The sequence below is a fragment of the Haladaptatus sp. AB643 genome (genome assembly GCF_024136975.1).
Lineage (GTDB): Archaea > Halobacteriota > Halobacteria > Halobacteriales > Haladaptataceae > Haladaptatus.
On the sequence record NZ_JAMYJW010000010.1, the window covers coordinates 1 to 19810 of the forward strand.

The 19810-nt window shown below is 61.6% G+C and carries 22 protein-coding genes and 1 tRNA gene; 11 read left to right on the forward strand and 12 right to left on the reverse strand.

The window, feature by feature from the left end; all coding sequences use genetic code 11:
* Positions 1-1975 (reverse strand): succinylglutamate desuccinylase/aspartoacylase family protein (locus tag NKF25_RS17510; RefSeq protein WP_253227951.1); only part of this gene is annotated, 1975 nt, incomplete at its 3' end.
* 389 nt (positions 1976-2364) lie between these two features.
* Between NKF25_RS17510 and NKF25_RS17515 the strand changes: the two genes are divergently transcribed.
* A complete protein-coding gene (locus NKF25_RS17515) occupies positions 2365-2991 on the forward strand; it encodes a LysE family translocator (protein ID WP_253227952.1) in 627 nt (208 codons plus the stop codon).
* Between the two features lie 3 nt (positions 2992-2994).
* On the opposite strand, the gene NKF25_RS17520 is transcribed toward NKF25_RS17515, so the two are convergent.
* Positions 2995-3663, reverse strand: a complete 669-nt coding sequence (locus NKF25_RS17520) for a DNA methyltransferase (RefSeq protein ID WP_253227953.1) — start codon at positions 3661-3663, stop codon at positions 2995-2997.
* Between the two features lie 56 nt (positions 3664-3719).
* The gene (gene guaB, locus NKF25_RS17525) at positions 3720-5213 is read right to left on the reverse strand and encodes an IMP dehydrogenase (protein ID WP_253227954.1); all 1494 of its coding nucleotides are present in this window, start codon (positions 5211-5213) and stop codon (positions 3720-3722) included.
* 464 nt (positions 5214-5677) lie between these two features.
* Here guaB and NKF25_RS17530 point away from each other — a divergent pair, with 464 nt between their 5' ends.
* From NKF25_RS17530 to NKF25_RS17540, 3 genes are all read left to right on the forward strand, one after another.
* Entirely contained in the window at positions 5678-6670 is a 993-nt protein-coding gene (locus tag NKF25_RS17530) for a DUF5794 domain-containing protein (RefSeq protein WP_253227955.1), read from the forward strand.
* An 82-nt stretch (positions 6671-6752) separates the two neighbouring features.
* Positions 6753-6977 (forward strand): DUF5795 family protein, encoded by a 225-nt coding sequence (locus NKF25_RS17535; protein WP_066142630.1) that lies wholly within the window; start codon positions 6753-6755, stop codon positions 6975-6977.
* 42 nt (positions 6978-7019) lie between these two features.
* Positions 7020-7194, forward strand: a tRNA-Trp gene (locus NKF25_RS17540).
* A 1192-nt stretch (positions 7195-8386) separates the two neighbouring features.
* Here the strand turns inward: NKF25_RS17540 and NKF25_RS17545 are convergent.
* The 4 genes from NKF25_RS17545 to NKF25_RS17560 form a co-directional block, all read right to left on the reverse strand.
* A complete protein-coding gene (locus NKF25_RS17545; RefSeq protein WP_253227956.1) occupies positions 8387-8593 on the reverse strand; it encodes a hypothetical protein in 207 nt (68 codons plus the stop codon).
* Between the two features lie 244 nt (positions 8594-8837).
* Positions 8838-9410 (reverse strand): metal-dependent hydrolase, encoded by a 573-nt coding sequence (locus NKF25_RS17550; RefSeq protein WP_066142641.1) that lies wholly within the window; start codon positions 9408-9410, stop codon positions 8838-8840.
* A 223-nt stretch (positions 9411-9633) separates the two neighbouring features.
* Positions 9634-9972 carry a HalOD1 output domain-containing protein gene (locus NKF25_RS17555; protein WP_253227957.1) on the reverse strand — a complete coding sequence of 113 codons (339 nt, stop codon included), beginning with the start codon at positions 9970-9972 and terminating at the stop codon, positions 9634-9636.
* Positions 9973-10118: 146 nt separating this feature from the next.
* Positions 10119-10433, reverse strand: coding sequence for a HalOD1 output domain-containing protein (locus NKF25_RS17560; protein WP_253227958.1), 315 nt, complete (start codon positions 10431-10433; stop codon positions 10119-10121).
* Between the two features lie 181 nt (positions 10434-10614).
* On the opposite strand from NKF25_RS17560, the gene NKF25_RS17565 reads away from it, so the two are divergent.
* Both NKF25_RS17565 and NKF25_RS17570 read left to right on the forward strand, forming a co-directional pair.
* On the forward strand, positions 10615-12126 hold the full coding sequence (locus tag NKF25_RS17565) for a DNA polymerase IV (RefSeq protein ID WP_253227959.1): 1512 nt from the start codon (positions 10615-10617) through the stop codon (positions 12124-12126).
* A gap of 50 nt (positions 12127-12176) precedes the next feature.
* A complete protein-coding gene (locus NKF25_RS17570) occupies positions 12177-12452 on the forward strand; it encodes a hypothetical protein (RefSeq protein ID WP_253227960.1) in 276 nt (91 codons plus the stop codon).
* A 5-nt stretch (positions 12453-12457) separates the two neighbouring features.
* On the opposite strand, the gene tpiA is transcribed toward NKF25_RS17570, so the two are convergent.
* Complete coding sequence (gene tpiA, locus NKF25_RS17575) at positions 12458-13102, reverse strand: triose-phosphate isomerase (RefSeq protein WP_253227961.1); 645 nt, start codon at positions 13100-13102, stop codon at positions 12458-12460.
* Between the two features lie 127 nt (positions 13103-13229).
* Here tpiA and NKF25_RS17580 point away from each other — a divergent pair, with 127 nt between their 5' ends.
* Positions 13230-14108, forward strand: a complete 879-nt coding sequence (locus tag NKF25_RS17580) for a DUF4349 domain-containing protein (protein ID WP_253227962.1) — start codon at positions 13230-13232, stop codon at positions 14106-14108.
* 245 nt (positions 14109-14353) lie between these two features.
* Here NKF25_RS17580 and NKF25_RS17585 read toward each other — a convergent pair whose 3' ends face one another.
* From NKF25_RS17585 to NKF25_RS17595, 3 genes are all read right to left on the reverse strand, one after another.
* The gene (locus NKF25_RS17585) at positions 14354-15307 is read right to left on the reverse strand and encodes a TIGR03557 family F420-dependent LLM class oxidoreductase (RefSeq protein ID WP_253227963.1); all 954 of its coding nucleotides are present in this window, start codon (positions 15305-15307) and stop codon (positions 14354-14356) included.
* A gap of 96 nt (positions 15308-15403) precedes the next feature.
* Positions 15404-15649 (reverse strand): hypothetical protein, encoded by a 246-nt coding sequence (locus NKF25_RS17590; protein ID WP_253227964.1) that lies wholly within the window; start codon positions 15647-15649, stop codon positions 15404-15406.
* 5 nt (positions 15650-15654) lie between these two features.
* Entirely contained in the window at positions 15655-15882 is a 228-nt protein-coding gene (locus NKF25_RS17595) for a hypothetical protein (protein WP_253227965.1), read from the reverse strand.
* Between the two features lie 156 nt (positions 15883-16038).
* Here NKF25_RS17595 and hisC point away from each other — a divergent pair, with 156 nt between their 5' ends.
* From hisC to NKF25_RS17615, 4 genes are read left to right on the forward strand one after another with little or no spacing between them, the layout of a single operon-like run.
* Positions 16039-17166 (forward strand): histidinol-phosphate transaminase, encoded by a 1128-nt coding sequence (hisC, locus tag NKF25_RS17600; protein WP_253227966.1) that lies wholly within the window; start codon positions 16039-16041, stop codon positions 17164-17166.
* Positions 17163-17672, forward strand: a complete 510-nt coding sequence (locus tag NKF25_RS17605; RefSeq protein ID WP_253227967.1) for an AAA family ATPase — start codon at positions 17163-17165, stop codon at positions 17670-17672. Before hisC ends, NKF25_RS17605 begins: the two co-directional genes overlap by 4 nt.
* Positions 17672-18274, forward strand: coding sequence for a CDP-alcohol phosphatidyltransferase family protein (locus NKF25_RS17610; protein WP_253227968.1), 603 nt, complete (start codon positions 17672-17674; stop codon positions 18272-18274). The genes NKF25_RS17605 and NKF25_RS17610 overlap by 1 nt, the downstream gene beginning before the upstream one ends.
* Before the next feature lie 42 nt (positions 18275-18316).
* On the forward strand, positions 18317-18844 hold the full coding sequence (locus NKF25_RS17615) for a multiprotein bridging factor aMBF1 (protein ID WP_253227969.1): 528 nt from the start codon (positions 18317-18319) through the stop codon (positions 18842-18844).
* A gap of 156 nt (positions 18845-19000) precedes the next feature.
* Here the strand turns inward: NKF25_RS17615 and NKF25_RS17620 are convergent, their stop codons facing one another.
* Complete coding sequence (locus NKF25_RS17620) at positions 19001-19738, reverse strand: ATP-NAD kinase (RefSeq protein WP_253227970.1); 738 nt, start codon at positions 19736-19738, stop codon at positions 19001-19003.
* Positions 19739-19810 lie beyond the last annotated feature (72 nt).

Sequence of the window (19810 nt, forward strand, 5' to 3'; positions counted from 1 at the left end):
GCACGTCGGCGTCGATGGCGAGTTCGCTGACCCACTTGCCCTCGCTGTAGGAGTGGTCGCGCAGTTCGTCGATGTCGCCGTCGGACGGCGTGATGCGCAGGCGTTCGATTATCAGGTTCGACGACGCGTCGTTCGTGACCTCGAACGAGAGTCCCGAGCGCTCGCCGTTGCTGTCTTCGGGGGTATCGACTGCGGCGACGGTTCCGTCGTAGCCGAGGGGGTGTGACGGGGCCAGCGAACCGGACGAGTCGTTTTCGGCCGTGAACGAGAGGGTTTTGCTCGTCCCGTCGCCGAGTTCGTAGTCCACCGTGAATTCGACCGCTTCACCCGCCATATCGACGGGGGTGCCGTTCGATTCGAACTGGTAGCAGTGGGCGGTTGCGGTGGATCCGGACGAGAGGACCGCCTCGGTCGAGGCACTGTCGCTGAACCCGTCCGAACCGAGGTCGATGGTCGTCGGTAGTGACGTGCCACCGTTGATGTCGGTGACGCCGTTCCGCACGTCGGCGTCGATGGCGAGTTCGCTGACCCACTTGCCCTCGCTGTAGGAGTGGTCGCGCAGTTCGTCGATGTCGTCGTTCTCCGGTTCGATACCGATGCTCCGAATCGTCGTGTTCGACCCGGATTTGTTCGTGAGGCTAAACGTGATTCCCGACCGTTCCTCGTTGTCGTCAGCAGGGGTATCGACCGCTCCGGCGTCCTTGTTGTAGGCGAGATAGCCATTCTGCGAAGAAGCACTCGAATCCCGTGAGGACGTGTTCGAACCGTGCGACGGAATGCTCGAATCCTGCGAAGGGGCGCTCGAACCGGACGAGGCGCTACTCCCCGTGAACGAGGACGACCCCATCGCTCCGCTGTCGAGTCCGTAGCTCACGGTGAAGTCGACCGATTCGCCCGTCATATCGACCGGGGAGCCGTCCGATTCGAACTGATAGAGATGGACGGTCGCGGAGGAACCGGACGAGAGGACCGCCTCGGTCGAGGCGCTGTCGCTGAAACCATCGGTATCGAGGTCGATGGTCGTCGGTAGCGACGTCCCACCGTTGAGGTCGGTGACGCCGTTCTGCACGTCCGCGTCGATGAACAGTTCGCTGACCCATTTGCCCTCGTCGTAGGAGTGGTCGCTGAGTCCGTCGATGTCGTCGTTCGCCGGTTCGATTTGCACGTCCTGAATCCACATGGACGAGTCGGCGTCGTTCGTGACCGTGAACGAGAGTCCGGACCGTTTCCCGTTGTCGTCCACTGACGCATCGACGGCGGCGGCGTCGTCGTGGTACAGGAGCGCGTTGTCCGCGGCCGCGTTGTGCGACTGCGTGATGAGGCCGTACTCCCGGAAGAATTCACGGACCACGGCGGTGGTGTTCTGGACCTGTGTGGCGATCGATCGATCGTACTCGTACGTCGATTCGATGATCATCGCGGGCGTGTTCAGATCCGCACCGACCTTGTGTTTGAGCATCGGCCGTGAACCGTCAGGACTCGTCGCTCCGCTGTACGCGAACGTCGAATCGGTGATGACGTTCTCGTTCATGTACGAGACGAGGCGCTTGCGGTAGGCAGTCGCGTTCCCCGCCGCCGTGGAGAAGATTCCCTGTCCGACACCGTCGCCGTTCTTGTAGATGCCGTGGGAACTGTGCATGTCGATGAGGAAGTCGATGTCCTCCGACACTGCCACGTTCCAAATCGCTCGGGCGAGTGGCGTCGTCGGCGTCTTTCCCGGCGGGAACTGTCGATTGAGGTCGATGTTGCGCTTGTCGTGGTTGTCGTACGTCCGCGAGTCCCGTTCGATTCCCCACTGGTTGCATCTGGGAATCACGACCATCCGTCCGGCGTCGATGTCCCAATTCATGATCACCTCGGCCGATTTGTACCCGTTCGCCTCGCTACCGTGTATTCCGCCGGTGAGCATCACCGTCGGGCCGGGGTTCCCGCTGTCGATTTCGTACACCGTCGTCTCTTCCGCCGTTCCTTCCATAATCGAATAGCTCGAACGAGAGTTGCCGCTCGAACCCGCGGAGACATCCCGCGAACTGGCGGCCAATCCCCCTACCGAACCGAGTGCAAAGATACCCGATTTGAGATATGTGCGTCGATCGACCTCGAAATCCGTCAGATCTGATGAAGGGCTATTTCGTGGCATGGTTTGATCGAATCTGAAATGATTCTTATCATATCATGTCTTCTTTATTGAGATACCTCCTTGGCTTTACATACAAATCTATTATAAGTCGTCTCGCTCACAGTTCGTGTTCACTGTTGTCACGGTAACGCGGTCCCATCGCCCCTTTGTCACGGTAACGCGGTTCCGTCGTCCCTTTCGTGCAAAGGTATTACTGGCGACCGCTCGTCCGCGTTAGCTGAACGATGGCTCTTTCACCCCTGCTGGTCTTTCTCGGCGCTTCGCTCGCGCTCATCGCCATGCCGGGCCCGGACACGATCTGCGTTCTCACCCGCGGTATCGAATACGGACGGCGGGCAGGCGTTCGGGCGGCGTCGGGCGTCAGCACCGGAGTTTTGGTTCACACGACTGCGGCAGTGTTGGGTCTCTCCGTCCTCCTCCGAACCTCCGCGGTCGCCTACTCCGCCGTCAAACTCGTCGGTGCCGTCTACCTCGTCTATCTCGGGATTCAGACGCTCCGGTCGGACGACGGACTGACGTTGGAGAGCGAAACGGATATCGAACGCACCGAAAACAGCTTTCGGCAGGGCGTCGCCGTGAACGTCCTCAACCCCAAAGTCGCGCTGTTCTTCCTCGCGTTCCTTCCACAGTTCGCCGGAACCGGGTCGAACACCGATGTTCGGATGGCGTTGCTCGGCCTGACCTACGCCGTGTTGACGCTCGTATACCTCTCGACTGTGGCAGTCGCCGCACAACGCGTGGGACGGGTCGTCCGTGAGAACGACCGCGTGAACCGCGGCCTCCAATGGCTCGCGGGGAGCGTCTTCGTCGGCCTCGGAATTCGATTGGCACTGCCCGAGCACGTCGGATGACGATCAGTCGTCGTTTCGAAACACGAGACAGTAGTTGTGATCGTAACCGTAGTCGTAGTTACCGTCCCGTTCCTCACTGTCGTCCGTTTCCCACCCCACCACGATTTCTCCCTCGAAGTGGAACTGTTCCGAGAGAATTCCGCCAGCGTCCCACACCAGGGTCGTCACGTTCCCGTCGTTTTTCAGGTTCGAGATATCCACGAGAACAGGGGCGTCGTCAACCAGGTACTGCTTGACGGTTGCGAATGCGCGCCGAAAATCCGCCAGGTACTCCTCGTAACTGCTCTCTCCAGTGTAGTTCTGAAACGGATTGGTTTCTCCCTCTTCGGCCATGTATGGCGGCGAGGTGAGACACAGATCGAACGTCGGCAACCCGTAATCGGGGAGGTCGAAGACGGTGCCGTTGACGACGTTGTCCTCGTGTTCAATGCGATCGCGGATAAACGTCACCCTGTCTTCCTCGTATTCGATTCCGTAAGGAACCCGACCCAACTCCTCGGCGACTTTCATCGTCGTTCCGAACCCGGCGAAGGGGTCGAGAACGGTGTCCCCCTCGTCGGAAAACTCCGTGATGAACTCCTCGACGAACGATTCGGGCGTTCGAATGTCGTGCCCGAATTCGGACGGGAATTCGTCGGATTTCTCGTACTGTAATCGAAGAAACGTCTGCAAGACTACAAATTTCGAACGGATGGGATAAAGATGGTGACGGCGTGTGAATGTCTCGATTACTCGCCGGGGCTGTAGTTCGGCGCTTCGTCGGTGATCATCACGTCGTGTGCGTGGCTCTCCTGCTGGCCGGCGGGCGAGATGCGGACGAACTCCGAGCGCTCCTTGAACGACGGAATCGTCTCCGCGCCGACGTAGCCCATGCCGGACTGCATGCCGCCGACGAGTTGGTGGAGTTCACTTTCGAGGGTCCCCTTGTACGGTTTGGCCGCCTCGACACCTTCGGGGACGTACTCGTCCTCGTCCTGCGGTTCGTCCTTGAGATAGCGGCTGCCGTCGCCGCTCTTCATCGCGCCGACGCTGCCCATGCCGCGGTACTGCTTGTACTTCTTGCCCTCGATGGTGATGACACGGCCCGGTGCCTCGTCGGTCCCCGCGAAGTACGACCCAAGCATGACGGCGTCGGCACCCGCCGCGATGGACTTGATGGCGTCGCCGGAGTACCGAATCCCACCGTCGGCGATGACGGGAACGTCGTGTTGAGTCGCGACGTCGGCCACCTGCGAGATGGCGGTTATCTGTGGCATACCCGACCCGCTGACGACGCGGGTGGTACAGATGCTTCCCGGTCCGATACCGACCTTCAGGCCGTCGGCGAAGTCCACGATGTCCTCCGCGGCTTCGCGCGTGCCGATGTTTCCGACGACGACGTCGGCATCGACCGATTCCTTGATCTCCCGTGCCCCGTCGATGACGTTCAGGTTGTGCGCGTGCGCACAATCAATGAAGAGCACGTCTGCACCCGCCTCGTCGGCGGCGACGGCGCGGTCGGTTTCGAACGGCCCGACGGCGGCACCGACGCGGAGATGGCCATCGTCGTCGCGGATCGCCTCACCGTACTCCCGGCGCTGGAGGACGCCCTGCATGGTGACGAGTCCGGTAAGGTGGTCCTCGTCGTCCACGATGGGAACGCGCTCGATCTTGTGTTCGTACATGAGTTCGAGTGCCTCGCGCGCGGTCACATCCTCCATGGCAGTGATGACCTCGTCGGTCATCGCTTCCTGCACTTCGTCCTTCTCGCCGACTTCGAGGTACGGGCGGATGTCGGTGCCGGAGATGATGCCGAGCACTTCGTCGTCGTCATCGATCACGGGTGCGCCGCTGACGCCCTCGTGTGCCATCATTCGGTCCACTTCGCGAACCGTCTGTTTCGGACTCGCCGTCACGACGTCACGGATGATGAGTTCGTCGGCGTGCTTGACGCGCTCGATCTCGGCGACCATATGATCGACGTCCATGTTTCGATGGAGGACGCCCAGTCCGCCCTGTCGTGCCATCTCGATCGCCATATCGCTCTCCGTGACGGTGTCCATCGCCGCGGACAGGACTGGAACGTTGAGTTCGACGTTCTTCGAGACACGGGATTTCACGTCGGCGTCGTCCGGTTCGACGCGGCTCTCCTTCGGGCGCAGGAGCACGTCGTCGAAGGTGAGCGCCTCCGGTACGCGGAGTTTCTCGGAATACGGCCCGTCGTTGGTAGAATCGTTCGCCATGTAATGCGAACGGAGCGGTTACTGAAAAACGTTGCGAGATTGTGCGTTCCTGTCGTCCTAAACGTTGAATGTTATACATGCATGTGAGTATTCGGGGGGCGGCGGCCGAACGTGTCATATATTGCCACTGAAGAACAGTTGGTGATCGGGGTTGTTTGACAAAAAAGCGCAAGCGAGACGGGCATTTTTGCGTCCATTTCGCGTTGCGTGGGGTCATTTGTCACGCAACACTTAAGCAATAATCGACAATAATTGTAAATATGGACTCTACCAGTCTCATGGCACAGCGCATTGCAGGTCGGACGAGCAGCGACTCTTTTGCTCCGATTGCAATTTTTGCTAAACTGTGCACAACACTGGTAGCGAAAGGATTTGCGGGGAATCTTCGACCGAATTCGCACGACCGGTCGCACCGCAGATACCATCACCCTTCGCCCACGGGTCAGGGTCATAGTCACTAGTCGATGAGTAGCTCACAACACCCGGTCGCCTATCGCTTAGAGCGACAAGTAGGCGGCGCGACGAAGTTGCTCGCGACGGTCATGGGGCTCCCCCTCGTGGACGGCATCTTCCCGGCGATGGTGCTCGCCGGCGCGTTGAGTTCCCCGGTCGGCATCATTCAGGTCGGCCTGCTCGTCTTCGGCGGCAGCGCGACCGTCGCGGTCATCCTCGCCGAGATGGATGGCACCCCGCGTGAACAGGCGATGACCGTCCTCGCGGTCGGTGTCGTCCTCATCGCTGTCGCTGGCATCGAGGCCGCATTCGCGCCGACCATCGCGAGCGCGTTGAAGATGGAAACCTTCGAGCGCTTCGCCGCGCTGGTCATCGCCGCCATCGCCGCGAAGACCGCGAGTGCACGCATCGGCGAATATTTGCCGAGCCCCGGAGTCATCGTCGGCTTCGGACTGCTCGCCAGCCTGCAACCCGCCGGCTTCCAAGTCAAGGCCATCGAAGCGACCCAAATCGTCCCCGCCGTCGCGGCGGCCGGGACGGGTGTCGCGTTCGCGCTCGCCATCGCACTCACCTCGCCGTGGCTGCGCGGCGTCGTGGACATCGATCGCTTCCGCTTCGGCAGCGCGGTCGCGCTGGGCGTCCTGCCCCTGTCGATACTCGGCTTCGCACCGGGTCGGGCCCCGCTGTTCGTCCTCGTGGTCACCAGCCTGTTGGCGCTCGACCCCGGCGAACACGTCGAGTCTGCCGTCGAAGCGGCCGAGGAGGCCGCCGGAAAGCCGGAACCGGTCGCCGCCGAACCGCAACCGGCCGTTGACGAGTCGCAGGCGGCCGTGACGGACGGCGGCGAGAACGCCGACGAATTCGACGACGGCGAACTCGCCGGAGAGGACTTCAGCGAAGAGAACCTCGCTGAAGGGAGTCCCGAGGGAGATGCGGACGGATCGTCCTCGGCCTACGGCTACCCCGGCGAGGAGGACGGCGGCCAACGCCGTCCGTGGCTGTAACCTCGCTCGACCGTTCCCTTTTCGGTGGTAGTATCGACCCGTAGCTGTAACGTTTTTCCCGCTCCGCCGCAGTGGTTTTCACATGCCGGATAATCGCGTCGTGCAGGGACGGATGGTGACGCCGAAGCGACTGGCCGAACTGGTAGAGGACGATTCCGTGATGGAAGCCGACCGCATCGAGGACGCCGAGCGGCAGTGCCCCGACTGCGGCGGCGACGTGCTCAAGGTCGGGTACATGCCGAGTGTCACGGCGTTCGTGACGGGATATAAATGCCAGGACTGCGATTGGGGGACGCGGGAGGAATAGAATCGAAACCCCTTTAGGCCTTTTCGACCAATCAAAATTCGCGGGGTCGTGGCCAAGCCAGGGATGGCGACTGACTCCAGAGGCTACGCGCCCGGGACGAAACTCCAGCTGATATACCGAGCGGGTGACTGATCATCGCTCGCGTTGACGACCCTCTGGAGTTCCGAGGCGCACCGGAGATATCAGTCGATCGGGGGTTCAAATCCCTCCGACCCCATGCTGTAAAAAAGCCTTACTAAGCTTTTTAGAACCACTAACTACAGGTAAACCCGTTAGCGTTGGGTCTCGTTATTCGGAGGTGACGACCGGATGGTAGTCCGTTTACCGTCCGCAATCCCCTCCGAGCGGACTACCTGCGATTACTGTGACGCCCACGTAACCGCTGACTTCCGCCGAACCTACGGTACCGAAGCAAACCGGGCTTGGAAAGTACCGAGTTAGTGAGTGGCCGAAATTTGCTTCCTTGAGGGCGGTGGGCTGGGTAATCCGCTTCTGATTATAGTGACGCCAAGAGCGAATCAACGATGAAGACGTACAGGATGAGAGTGAGAAACCAGACGCCGAAGACTCCGACAATCCAAGTAGCCCCCTTGTGAAACGGTGATTTATACGAGTGCACTTCTTGAGGCGTCTCGGAAAACCACACGTCACGCTCTTCTGTTCCCTCGGTTACCCAACCAGTCATGAGTAACAATCGAAGACAGAGCAAACCAGCGAGTGGCGTAAGGAGTTGCCCAAGATAGAAGAACGCCTCGGCCAGCATATATCCACAGTAGTTTTTCACGAACAAATAATTTTCACCCATCGAGCAGCTTCTCGATTCCATTGGGGTTGTAGAACGCGACAAACGAATCCGCAAAATTGCATACGTGTTTTCATGGGGAACGGAAAACCAGGGAGTGCGAAGAAGATGAGAGAACGGCTAGTGGTGGACGTGGTGTGAAATAATCCGGGAATACAATTCTCCAAGGTAGCTCGAAATTACCACGTAGGAGAACCCTCACGCATATACGTTACAGGAGAAACAGATGAGTTGATACGATTCAGATGAACCGAGCGATTATGCGGCTTGTCGGTCACGTTTTTGTGTTTGTAGGTGTTCTCGGAACCGGTTTCGCAATCATGGTTGTCGCGATCAACCCAGACAAGTTACTATCCTGGTTTGCTGGCCTCGTGTGCTTCGTCATCTTCATCGTCGGATATCAACTCATCAAGGCCCTCAATACGGTACAGAAGCAAACGTGATGAAGGAACCACAACGGGAAACCCTGGCAGTAGCTCGGATGACGACGATGATCGTAACGAGGTTCCAGAGGACGAAGCCGAGGAAGTAGAACGCGTCGTGGTTACTTTGGGACGTCGAGATGGCCGACGAGCTTTGTGGGGATGGTGTGGGTACAGTGACTGGATTACGATGTCGTCACTTCCTCTCGTCCATATTCTTCGTAAGAATAGTACAAGAATGACACAGCGACTCCCAGTAGAATCGGTGCCCACGACGGCAGACCCGGAAGTGGGAAAAACATCACGAGGAGGAGCGCGACCAACGCAGTGATTATTCCGGTCCCAAGCATATTGACGAGAGTTTTCCACTGGACAAGCGTATCGTCGGTCATTATGTAGCTATTATCTCCATTTCATATGAGCTTTCCGCGAGTATCGGCGATCACGCTCACGGTATCGGCCTCGGCACGGAGTACTCCGACATCGACACCACCGAGACGCAACAGATCGTCAGTCGATTTTTCCACGCCGTCCTCGTCAAGTTCGACACGCTGGGGCAGCGAACCGGAGCGACTCGGGATCGTATCGGCAAAAATCAGTAAAAGACGGGCGTGGGGTCGTCCAAGCGAGTTCCTTCTATCGCCCGACGACTGCCTGTTTTAGCTCCGAAACGACCGGCGCGCCGTCCACGAGCCAGAGGATGAACACGCAGAAGTACGGTGCGAGGTAGATGCCGAGCACCATCAACTGCTGTTTCGCCGTGAGCGATTGAAAGAACGCGCCGATGATGTGGAAGGCGCGGTCGAACAGCGACACCGAGTGGTGATACGGCGGAAGAGTCACCACGGGCCACAACACGCGGTCGAACGGCGACGCGTGGTGTTCCATGAACGCGACGATGATGTCCCCGACGAGGTGCGACCAGTAGCCGACAGCGAACGCGGCACCGATGTCGGCCTTGTCGTAGTACACCCCGAGGGCGATGACGAGCAGGCCGATGGGGATGGCGACGAACACCGAGTGGGCGACGGAGTACCCCTGTGGGAAGAGGTGGAGTCCCCACGAGAGGGGTTTGTCCACGAGGTCCGGTAGTTGCGTTCCGAAGAGGGCGGCGAGCACCGCTTTTCCGGATGGCGGTGCGCGCGTCCACGCACGGTGCCCGAGTGAGTACAGGGCGTACCCGAACGCGGCGTGCCCCCACGGCATCATGGGACGCTCACCACCGAACGGGGACGGTTGCGACCGAGCGGGAGGAATCGGGTCGTTCGTATCGTGTCCCTGTGTGAATATCTCATCACTCAGTCGGTAGTAAGTCGAGGGTTAAAAAATGCGGAGAACTAGCTACACGTTGCCCGAAGTGTTCGATAATCCGTCGAACCGGTCGCTCCGTGGATGGCTGTAATCGCTCGAAACGAAGCCGGGATGGGAACGGTTACTCCTTCACGGCGACTTTGCCCTTCGCGTCGACGGTCACTTCGTAGACGTCGTAGTGGAAGGTGATCGACACGTTATCGCGGGCGTCCCCGTAGCGGCGGGTTCGGAACAGCGCGTCGAGGGCGTCGCAGTTGACGGCGGTGTGGAGCGGTTGCATTCGGCTCGGCTCCTCGTCCATGACGGTAGCGATGGCTCGGACGATACCGGCGCAAGTGTGTCCGTTCGCCATCTCTTTCTCGATGTCGAAGACGTACGTCGAGGACGTTTCCGCTGGGTTGTCGTCACTGACATCCTCTATCTCTATTCCCATCCGTTCATCACTTGGTGAATCGACCACAGGTATACGACTATCCATCAGAGACGAACCAGTGATATAGCTATCGGCGATTTCGATAGTTGACACGACCATCGGCAGTCGTCGGGGAGGATACGGTGAGTATAGAGAGGGGGTGGGTGGAGGTCGCTCACTCGAATAGTCGTCGTTTAGTTGTCTCCCGACGCCGTTTCGGAGGTGGAAGAGAGCGACCCGGAATCCCGGACGCGCTCGATTTCTATTCGACCATCGCTGTGGACCGTTACTCGATGGGGACCGTAGCGAAACTCGACGTTGCCGTCCGCTCGGGAGTCTCCCTGATGGGTCGCAGAAAAGAGGGAATCGAGCGCGTCGGGGTCGATGGTATCGTACAGTACCGGCCTGATTTCGGTCGGCGTCGTGCCTTCGTGCTCGGCAATCGCGTTGATGACTCGGATGCTGAGTCTTTCATCCTCGTTTGGGATTTCTTCGTCGGGAGCGACCATTGTATTCATCGGTACTACATATCCGCGCATAAACATAGCGAAAGAGCGCGTAGAAGACCAGAGATCTGTATTTACCGCTTGTGGCCGGACTGGGTGTCAAATATTCTTGATCAAGTGGCTCGTTTCACTTCCGATCCGGTTTGCACAGGTTAATTCCGGTCGCGAACCAACACATCCACGAATGTCGAACCGTGGCAGTTCACGCTTACCCGGTGTGGAGGACGAACACGAGGAGCGTATCGTCCTCCACGTCGACATGGACTGCTTTTATGCCTCCTGCGAACGGCTCCGTGACCCGTCGCTACGCGGCGAACCGGTCGTCGTCGGGATGGGCTACGAGGAGGGTGAATCTCACGGTGCCGTCGCCACGGCGAGCTACGAAGCCCGCGAGCACGGCGTCGAGAGCGCCCAAGCCATCGGAAAGGCGCTCGAACGACTACCGAAAAAATCGGAGAAGAACGACGAAGCGAGCGGTGATGAGGAGACAACCGACGACGGGGACGGCGATACGGACGACGGACATGACGACACGGACGACGAAGAGGGCGATACGGGCGGGGAGAGCAATACGGACGACGGAGATGACGATACGGGCGACGAAGTGCGGGGATACTACCGCCCCGTCGATATCGAGTTCTACAAATCGGTCAGTTCGGACGTGCGCGCTATCCTCCACGACTGTGCGGACACGGTGCGCGAGGTGAGCATCGACGAGGCCTACCTCGACGTCACCGACCGAACCGCCTGGAGGGTCGCGGAAGGGTTTGCCCGACACGTCAAGAACCGGATCCAGCGCGAGGTCGGCGTCACCGCGAGCGTCGGCGTCGCGCCGAACATGAGCGCGGCGAAAATCGCGAGCGACTTCGACAAGCCCGACGGGTTGACCGTGGTCGAACCGGGCACCGTCCGGGAGTTCCTCGCGCCGCTCGACGTTGCCGAGTTACACGGAATCGGCCCGGTGACGGCCCGCACGCTCCGTGAGATGGGTATCGAAACCGCTGCCGACCTCGCCGACGCCGACCCGCGGGTTCTCGCCGATCGGTTCGGCGAACGCGGCCGGGAACTGTACCACCGAGCGCGCGGCGACGACGACCGGACGGTGACCCCGACGGGCCGACCGAAGAGCCTCTCGCGCGAGTCGGCGTTCACCGACCCGACGACCGATACCGAGGAGAAACGAACTCGCGTCGCCAACCTCGCGGCGGCAGTCGCGGAGCGCGCCCGCGACAGGGACGCGATGTACCGCACCATCGGAGTGAAGGTCGTGACGCCGCCGTTCGACGTGCACACCCGCGCACGCTCGCTTCCGGGACCGGTGGACGAACCCGAACTCGTCGAGGAAGTCGCGCTCGATTTGCTGACCGAGTTCGACGACGACCGGGTTCGAAAGGTCGGCGTGCGCGTGTCGAACCTCCAGTTCACCGAGAGCGACCAGACCAGCCTCGACGGGTTCGAGACACCGGAATCGACAGGGAACGATCCGGATTCGGCTTCCGAACCGAACTCGTCGGCTGACGCCGACTCGTCCGATTCGTCGGACAGGTGGGACAAATGGAAGAACACGGAGAATTCGCCAGACACAACCGACTCGTCCGGGTCGTCTGACCCGGACGAGTCAACCGAGTCCAACGACAACTCCGACCGCTCGCGGTCGGGTGACCGCGACGGGCAGGTGTCGCTCTCGGATTTCTGATTTTCACTCGCTTCCGGACCGCTGATTACCCATGCCCCGCTAGTTCGGGTATGAACAAGTTGGCGGCGGTGGGCGAGGAGCAATGGCATCTCCCCCAACACGCCCACATCATCGTCTACGAGTCCGAGCAGGGTGATGAACTGCTCACCATCTACGACTGCGGTGCGGCACAGAAGCCGCCGTCGGCGCAGGTCATCGGCAACCTCGTCCGAGTTCGAGCGGAGCACGAACTCGAACGGACGGTCACGGGCTACGTCGTGAGTATGCGGGAGAAATCGGTGCTCGAAAAACAGGACGACGACCACTTCGTTATCGTTTCTGACTGACCCGCTTAGAGCGGTTCCACGAGATTTTCAAGCGCGGCTTTCGGGTCGTCGGCCTTTGCGACACCGCTTGCCAGGAGAACGCCTTCAGCGCCGAGTTCCCGCGCCGCGACGAGGTCCTCGCCGGTGCTGATTCCCGCGCCACAGTAGACGCTCACGTCGTCCGAGATGGCTTCCGCGGCGGCCACGGCGTCGGTGACGATGTCCGGGTCGGCCTTGCTGACGGGCGTGCCGGTACCGATGAGTTCCGGCGGTTCGACGGCCACGGCGTCCGGTCCAAGGGCGGCGGCCGCGCCGACCTGCTCGGGGTTGTTCGCACAGACCGTCGTGTCGAGACCGACGCGCTCGGCGGCGTCGAGTCCGGCGTCGATGTCCGCGAGTTTGAGCCTGCATTCGGAGTGGTTGAGCATCGTGCCTGTCGCACCCGCGTCGGCGACTGCCTCCGCGAGGGTGCTCCCGGTGTGGCTGCCGTGTTCGACCGGGCTGACGTGTTGTCCCCACGTTTCGACGCCGGTGTCGGCCACGCGGGAGAGGTGGGCCGCCTGCGGCGCCACGGCGATATCGACGCCGTAGTCCTCGGCGACGTCGCGAGCGGCTTCCGCGATTTCGATTGGGTCGCACGGATACGCCTTGAGATTGACGAGTACGAACATATCCGGAGCGACTGTCGGCGCACCCAAATAGGTTCCGTCATCCCGAAAGCTCGCGCGGCACGCCGGAGGGTGAAACGGTTCTTTCACTCTTCACAACCACTTTACTTATCATCTACAATTCACGAGTATGGCAGACAGTCACAGGCGGCTGGTCGCGCTCTCGTTGGTCGTCCTCGTCGTCCTCGCCGGATGCGCCGGAATGGGCGGCAACGACGCGGCGAAGGACAACGCCGCGCACGGAAACGGTGGCGGGTCGAACCACGCCAACCGCGGGAGTTCGAACGGACGGAGCGACTCGGCTCAGCAGTCCGCGCTGTCGGTCCAACAGCGGATGCTCATCCGGAACGGAAACGTCTCCCTGTCGGTCGAAGACTTCGAGGAGACGCGGACGACGCTGGCCCGACTCGCCGGAAAACGTGGTGGGTTCGTCAGCGATTCGAGCCAGCGCGTCCACCGGCGGGGTAACCGGACGTGGAAATCCGGCGAAGTCGTCTTCCGCGTCCCGAAGTCGAACTTCTCGGCGTTTTTCGATCGCGTTAAACGACAAGGCGAGGTCGGGGAATCGAACACCGGTACGGTGGATGTCACCGATCAACTGGTGGACTTGAAAGCGCGACTGACGAACCTCCGATCACAGCGCGACAAACTCAGATCGCTCTACGAGAACGCGAGCGATACCGACGCCGTGCTCTCCGTCCAGAAACGCCTCTCGGACGTGCAGTCCGAAATCGAGCGACTGGAGGCGAAGCAAAAATCGCTGAAGAATCGAGTCGCCTACTCGACGGTGACGGTGACGATGCGCGAGTCGGTACCCGCTTCCGACACGAAGGTCTCCCGCGAGAAGTCGTGGTACGACACGGGCGTCGTGGCGGCGTTCCTCGACTCGATCGACGGCGTCGCCGTCGTGCTCCGCGCTCTCGTCGTCGGCGCGGCGTACGCCCTCCCGTACCTCGCCGTCCTCGGAGTCCCGGTCGGCGCGATGGTCGTCTTCTGGCGACGGCAGTAACGGAAGCAGTGATCTTCGTTCTCTCCGGCTCTCGTTTGCTCCGGAAGAGCAAGCTCTTCCGTGCTCCCGTTCGCACGCTCACGGGAACTTCGTCACCGACGATTCGCGCCGGCTTCCAGCGGGACCTTCGGTCCCGCCCGGCTCACGCGAACCGCGTCAGAACACGTTCTGACTGGTTCTCACTCACTTCGTTCGTGAGACCACGGCAAGACAAACCGGGTCTTGCCTGGTCGCGTTCGCTCCGCTCACGCGACCTCGGGCAGAACTTCCTCCTCGTAAAACTGGAAGAACGATTCCTGATCGGGACCGATCTGGTGGACGTACACGTGATCGTACCCCGCGTCCGCGAACCCCTCCAGGTTCTCGATGTGCGTTTCGGGGTCCGGGTCGGTGACGATGCTCCCCTCCGCGATGTCCTCGCGGGTGACCATCTCGCAGGCCTGCTCGAAGTGGGTCGGCGTCGGCAGTTGCGAGTTGAGTTCGCCCGTGAGGGCGCTGTTGGGCCACCACTCGTGAGCCGTGTCGATGGCGTCCTCCTCGTCCTCGGCATAGCAGACCGTCATCTGGCTATATCGTGGCCCCTCGCCACCCGCGTCCTCCCACGTTTCGATCACGTCCTGCGGGCCGACGCTCCAGAACCCGTCCCCCAGTTCGGCGGCGGCCCGTGCCGCCGTGTCGCCGAACGCCGAAATCACGATGTCCGGCGACTCCTCGGGCAACGTGAAGAGGCGCGCGTTCTCGACGGTGAAGTGGTCGCCGTAGTAGCTCTGTTGTCCGCCCTGCCACAGTTTTCGGATGATCTCGATGGCCTCTTCGAGCATCTCCAATCGGACCGAATGTTCGGGCCAGTGCTCGCCCGTGACGTGCTCGTTCAGGCGTTCGCCCGTCCCGACGCCGAGGAAGAAGTCGCCCTCGAACATCGTCGCGGCGGTCGCAGCGGCGTGCGCGACGTTGACCGGATGGATTCGCATGATGGGACAGTTCACCCCGACGCCGACCGGCAGGTCGTCGGTCGCCTGTGCGATGCCGCCCAGCGTAGACCAGACGAACGGCGCGTTCCCCTGTTGGCCGACCCACGGGTGGAAGTGGTCGGAGATGGAGGCGAACTCGAAACCGACCTCCTCGGCCCGGACGGCGTGCTCGACCAACTCGTTCGGTCCGTGTTCCTCGCTCGAAACCGTGTAGCCGATTTCCGTCATACCGTTCCCCCGTCGACGGACGAATTGAATGTCATGCCACAGGCGCTACATCGCTCCTCCGCATGAGGTCTGTGGCTGAAAACGCAAGGACGGTTGTTAGCGTTGGAGACGCTCGAACCGCCTCGGACTGGGTTCGTGTGAGCGTTGTTGCTGTTCGCGTCGTTGTCCCTGTTGACGGTGCTGTTGCTGCCATCGCCGCTCTTGCTGGTATTCGTGCTGTTGTCGTTGCTGTTGCTGCTGGTCGCTGCGTTGCCGTCGTTTCCCATACCGTCGTTCGCGTTGCAGTCGCTCCTGGCGCAGTTTTCGCTGCTGTCGTCCCCCGCGAACTATCGTCCGTTCCACGTCGCTCAGTTGTTCCCCGGAGACACCCTCCTGCCGTCCTCGCCGACTATGACCGTATCGTCGTCCTTGTTGGTGACGCCCTTGCTGGTGAGGGTGGTGCCCTTGCTGGTGTCTTCCCCCTTGTTGACGGCGATGTTCTTGCCGTCGTTGGTGATGCTGTCCACCGTGTCGTCGTTCGTGTGATTTTCCCTGCGATTGGGCCCCTCGGTGTCCCTGCTCCGTTCGCGGGCCACCGTATCGTTTCATCCTCGACTCCTGTCCACGACGGCTTTGGCTCTCCCGGTGCTGATGATGTGTCATTTTTGCCCAAACAGGGAACGCCGGGAACTCGCTTAGTCGTACTGGCCGCGGGTGGCCATCCTTAAGGCCGGTCGGTGACACCTCTCGATATGGAACCACGAGACCTCTCCGCGCATATCGCGTATCAGGCCGGACGGGGCATCGAGGAAGTCGCACGGGAACTCGACATGGACCCCGACGACCTCGTGAAACTCGCATCGAACGAGAACCCGTTCGGCCCGAGTCCGGCGGCGGTCGAGGCCATTCGAAACGCGGCCGGGAACGCCAGTAGCTACCCGAAAGCGTCACACACCGACCTCACCGCTCGCCTCGCCGAGCGATGGAACGTCACGCCCGAACAGGTGTGGCTCGCCAACGGCGGCGACGGCGCGCTCGATTACCTCTCGCGCGCCATGCTCGACCCCGGCGATGCCGTCCTCGTCCCCAAACCCGGCTTCGCCTACTACGGGATGAGCGCCCGCTACCACCACGGCGAGGTGAACGAATACCACCTCTCGTCGGACGACGGCTTCGCGCTGACCGCCGAGACCGTCCTTTCGGACTACGACGGCGAGCGAATCGTCTACCTGACCAGTCCACACAACCCGTCCGGCGGGCGGTTCTCGTTGGACGCGGTGACGGAAATCGCAGAGGAAACAGGCGACGACACGCTCGTCCTCGTGGACGAGGCCTACGGCGAGTACGCCGATGCACCGAGCGCGATTTCCCTGCTGGGCGAGCGCGATGACAGCGACACATCTCCCGATGTGTCTGGCAATCGCGCGGAGCGCGATGATATTGCAGTCCTCCGCACCTTCTCGAAAGCCTACGGGCTGGCGGGCGTCCGGCTCGGATACGCCGTCGTTCCCGAGGAGTGGGCCGATGCGTACGCACGGGTGAACACGCCCTTCGCCGCCAGCGAACTCGCCTGTCGGGGCGGCCTCGCGGCGCTCACCGACGACGAACACGTCGAGAAATCCGTCGAGACGGCCCGCTGGGCGCGCGAGTACATCTACGAGAACCTCGACGCGCCGACGTGGGAGGCCCACGGCAACTTCGTCCTCGCGGACGTCGGCGACGGGGAGGCGAGCGCGGTGGCCGACGCGGTACAGGAACGCGGCGTCATCCTCCGCGACTGCACGAGTTTCGGACTCCCGAACTGCGTGCGCATCACCTGCGGAACGAAGGAGGAAACGCGCCGCGCCGTCCGCGAACTCAACGAGGTGCTCTCCTCGTGAGGGTCGCCGTCACCGGGACGCCCGGAACCGGGAAGACGACCGCGACGGAACTGGTCGAATCCGATCTCGACGTCGTCCACCTGAACGACGCGATCCGTGAGGAGGGGCTTCACGACGGCGAGGACGAGGAGCGCGGAAGCCTGTACGCGAACCTCGACGCGGTTCGTGAATGGTTGGCGTCCCGGGGCGACGACCTGATCGTCGATTCGCATTTGGCCCACCATTTCGATGCGGACCGAGTCGTCGTGCTGCGCTGTCATCCCGAGGAGCTGTCGAAGCGGCTGCGTGAGCGAGGCGAGTCGGACGCGAAAGCGGAGGAGAACGCCGAGAGCGAAGCACTGGACGTGATCCTCTCCGAAACGGTCGCGGAACACGGTCCCGATTCGACTTACGAAATCGACACGACCGACCGGACGCCCGAGGCCGTCGCGTCGGACATCGAAGCCGTCGTCCGAGGGGAGCGTGCGCCTTCGGCTGGAACCGTTGATTATCTGGAGTATCTCTAATGCTCGACCAACTTCGCCCCGTCGCAAACCGCGCGCTTCGACCGTTCGTCTCGGCCTCGACGAGTCTCGGATTGACGCCCAACGCGGTGAGCATCATCGCGTTCGTCCTCGCCGGTGGTGCCGGGGTGGCGTTCTACTTCGGCCCGGACGTGCCAATCTGGTACCTCGTCGGTGCCATCCTCGTCTTCCTGAACGGCTGGCTTGACATCCTCGACGGTGCGCTCGCCCGCGAACTCGGTACCGACTCGCCCGCGGGCGACCTGCTCGACCACGTTCTCGACCGCTACGCCGACATCATCCTCATCGTCGGATTCGCGGCTGGAATCGGGCAGTTCGCGCTCGGACTCGCCGCCGTGACGGGCGTGCTGATGACGTCGTACCTCGGCACGCAAGCCCAAGCGGTCGGATTGGATCGCGTGTACGGTGGACTGCTCGGCCGTGCGGATCGGTTGGCGCTCATCGGCGTCGTCGGTGCTGTCGCCGCGTTCGTCCAGTCCGTCGGCGGCTACTCGTTGGTCGCCCTGTTGCTCGGCTTGTTCGCCGTCGTGGGGCACTTGACGGCGCTCCAGCGCTTTTACTACTCCTGGCGTGCCTTGTCCTGACGTGGCGTGCCATTTATGAGTCGAGGCGGTAAAGGTCAACGTATGGTTCAGTGTGAGATGTGCGGTGCCGAAACGGCGTCTCCCAAGACTATCAAAGTCGAAGGTGCGGAACTGGACGTGTGCGACAACTGTTCCGACTTCGGAACGGAGGTCAAGACACAGCAGACGTCCACCACCTCGACCAAGTATTCGACGTCCTCGTCGTCCTCGGGTGATTCGAGCACCGGCACCGGTAGTACAGGGTCGTCCGGCGGACGCTCGCGCCGTCACGACATGTTCGACGACATGGAGGAGATCGCACAGGATTACGACGACAGAATCCGCAACGCGCGTGAATCCACCGGTCTGAGTCAGGAAGAACTCGCCAAGGAACTCAACGAGAAGGCGAGCCTCATCAGTAAGCTCGAACACGGTGACATACTCCCCAGCGACAGCGTGCAGAAGAAACTGGAGAAGAAACTCGACATCAGCCTCACGGCTGGCAGTTCCGGCGCGGACGACGAGGAGTGGAGCGGCGGCAGTTCCACCGGCAGCTACACCCTCGGCGACGTCGTCAAGCGCAAGGACTGAACTCCGAGTTCTATCGCTATTTTCGTTTTCCACCGCTCGTGAGCGATAGGTACAGTTGTGAGTCGGTGAGTCCCTGACGACAGGTGAGCCATTTTGACCGTCGAAGCCCTGCCGTGGAAACCCCGTGACGTCGATGTCGACCCGAAACCCGTATCGCTACCCTTGGAAAAACCGCCGACTCGATTCGACGCTGACGAGGTCGAGCACACCGTCGAACGTGATTTCGACCGATTGGTGAGGTTCGATCGGACCGACGGTGTGGTCGTCGGCGAGGAGTTCCACGCCGTCCTCGTCGCGTTCGACGGTCAGCGTGACCGGACCGCGGAGCACCCAGTTATCGACGTGGATGGCGAACGGCGCGACCGGAACGACGGAGAGGACGTCCGATCCCTGTTGGACGACCGGCCCGCCCGCGTCGTGTGCGTAGCCCTGACTGCCGACGGGGGTCGCGACGACCACGGCATCGGCCCTGAACTGGGACACCTGTTCGTCCTCGATTCGGACGCCGTATTCGGAGATTCGAACGGGCTCGCTCGTCACGAGCGTCGTATCGAACAGTGCCCGTGCGACGTGCTCGCCATCGACCGCAATCGAGAGCAAGGGTCGGTCCACCGTCGTCCACTGCTCCGCGAGAAGGTCGTCGATTGCACCCTCGGTATCTGACGGGTCGACGCTCTCCACACCCGCACCGGCATCGACGGGCAGAACGGGGGCCGACACGCCCGCACGGACGAGATCGGTGACGGCGTGCTCGCCGTCCGCGACGACGACCGTCGGCTCCGCGTCGAGGACGGATCGGGCATCACCGTTCGCGGTTCGTTCCGGCTCGTTACCGAGCGCGTCGTCGATGCGGTCCGCGAACGAGTCTCGACCGGTGACGATTCCTACGTGCATTTCGGCCTCCCTCGGCCGTGGTCGCGTCGGAGATTCATTACCTAAAGAGTCTCACTCCGACCTGAAAAGGAT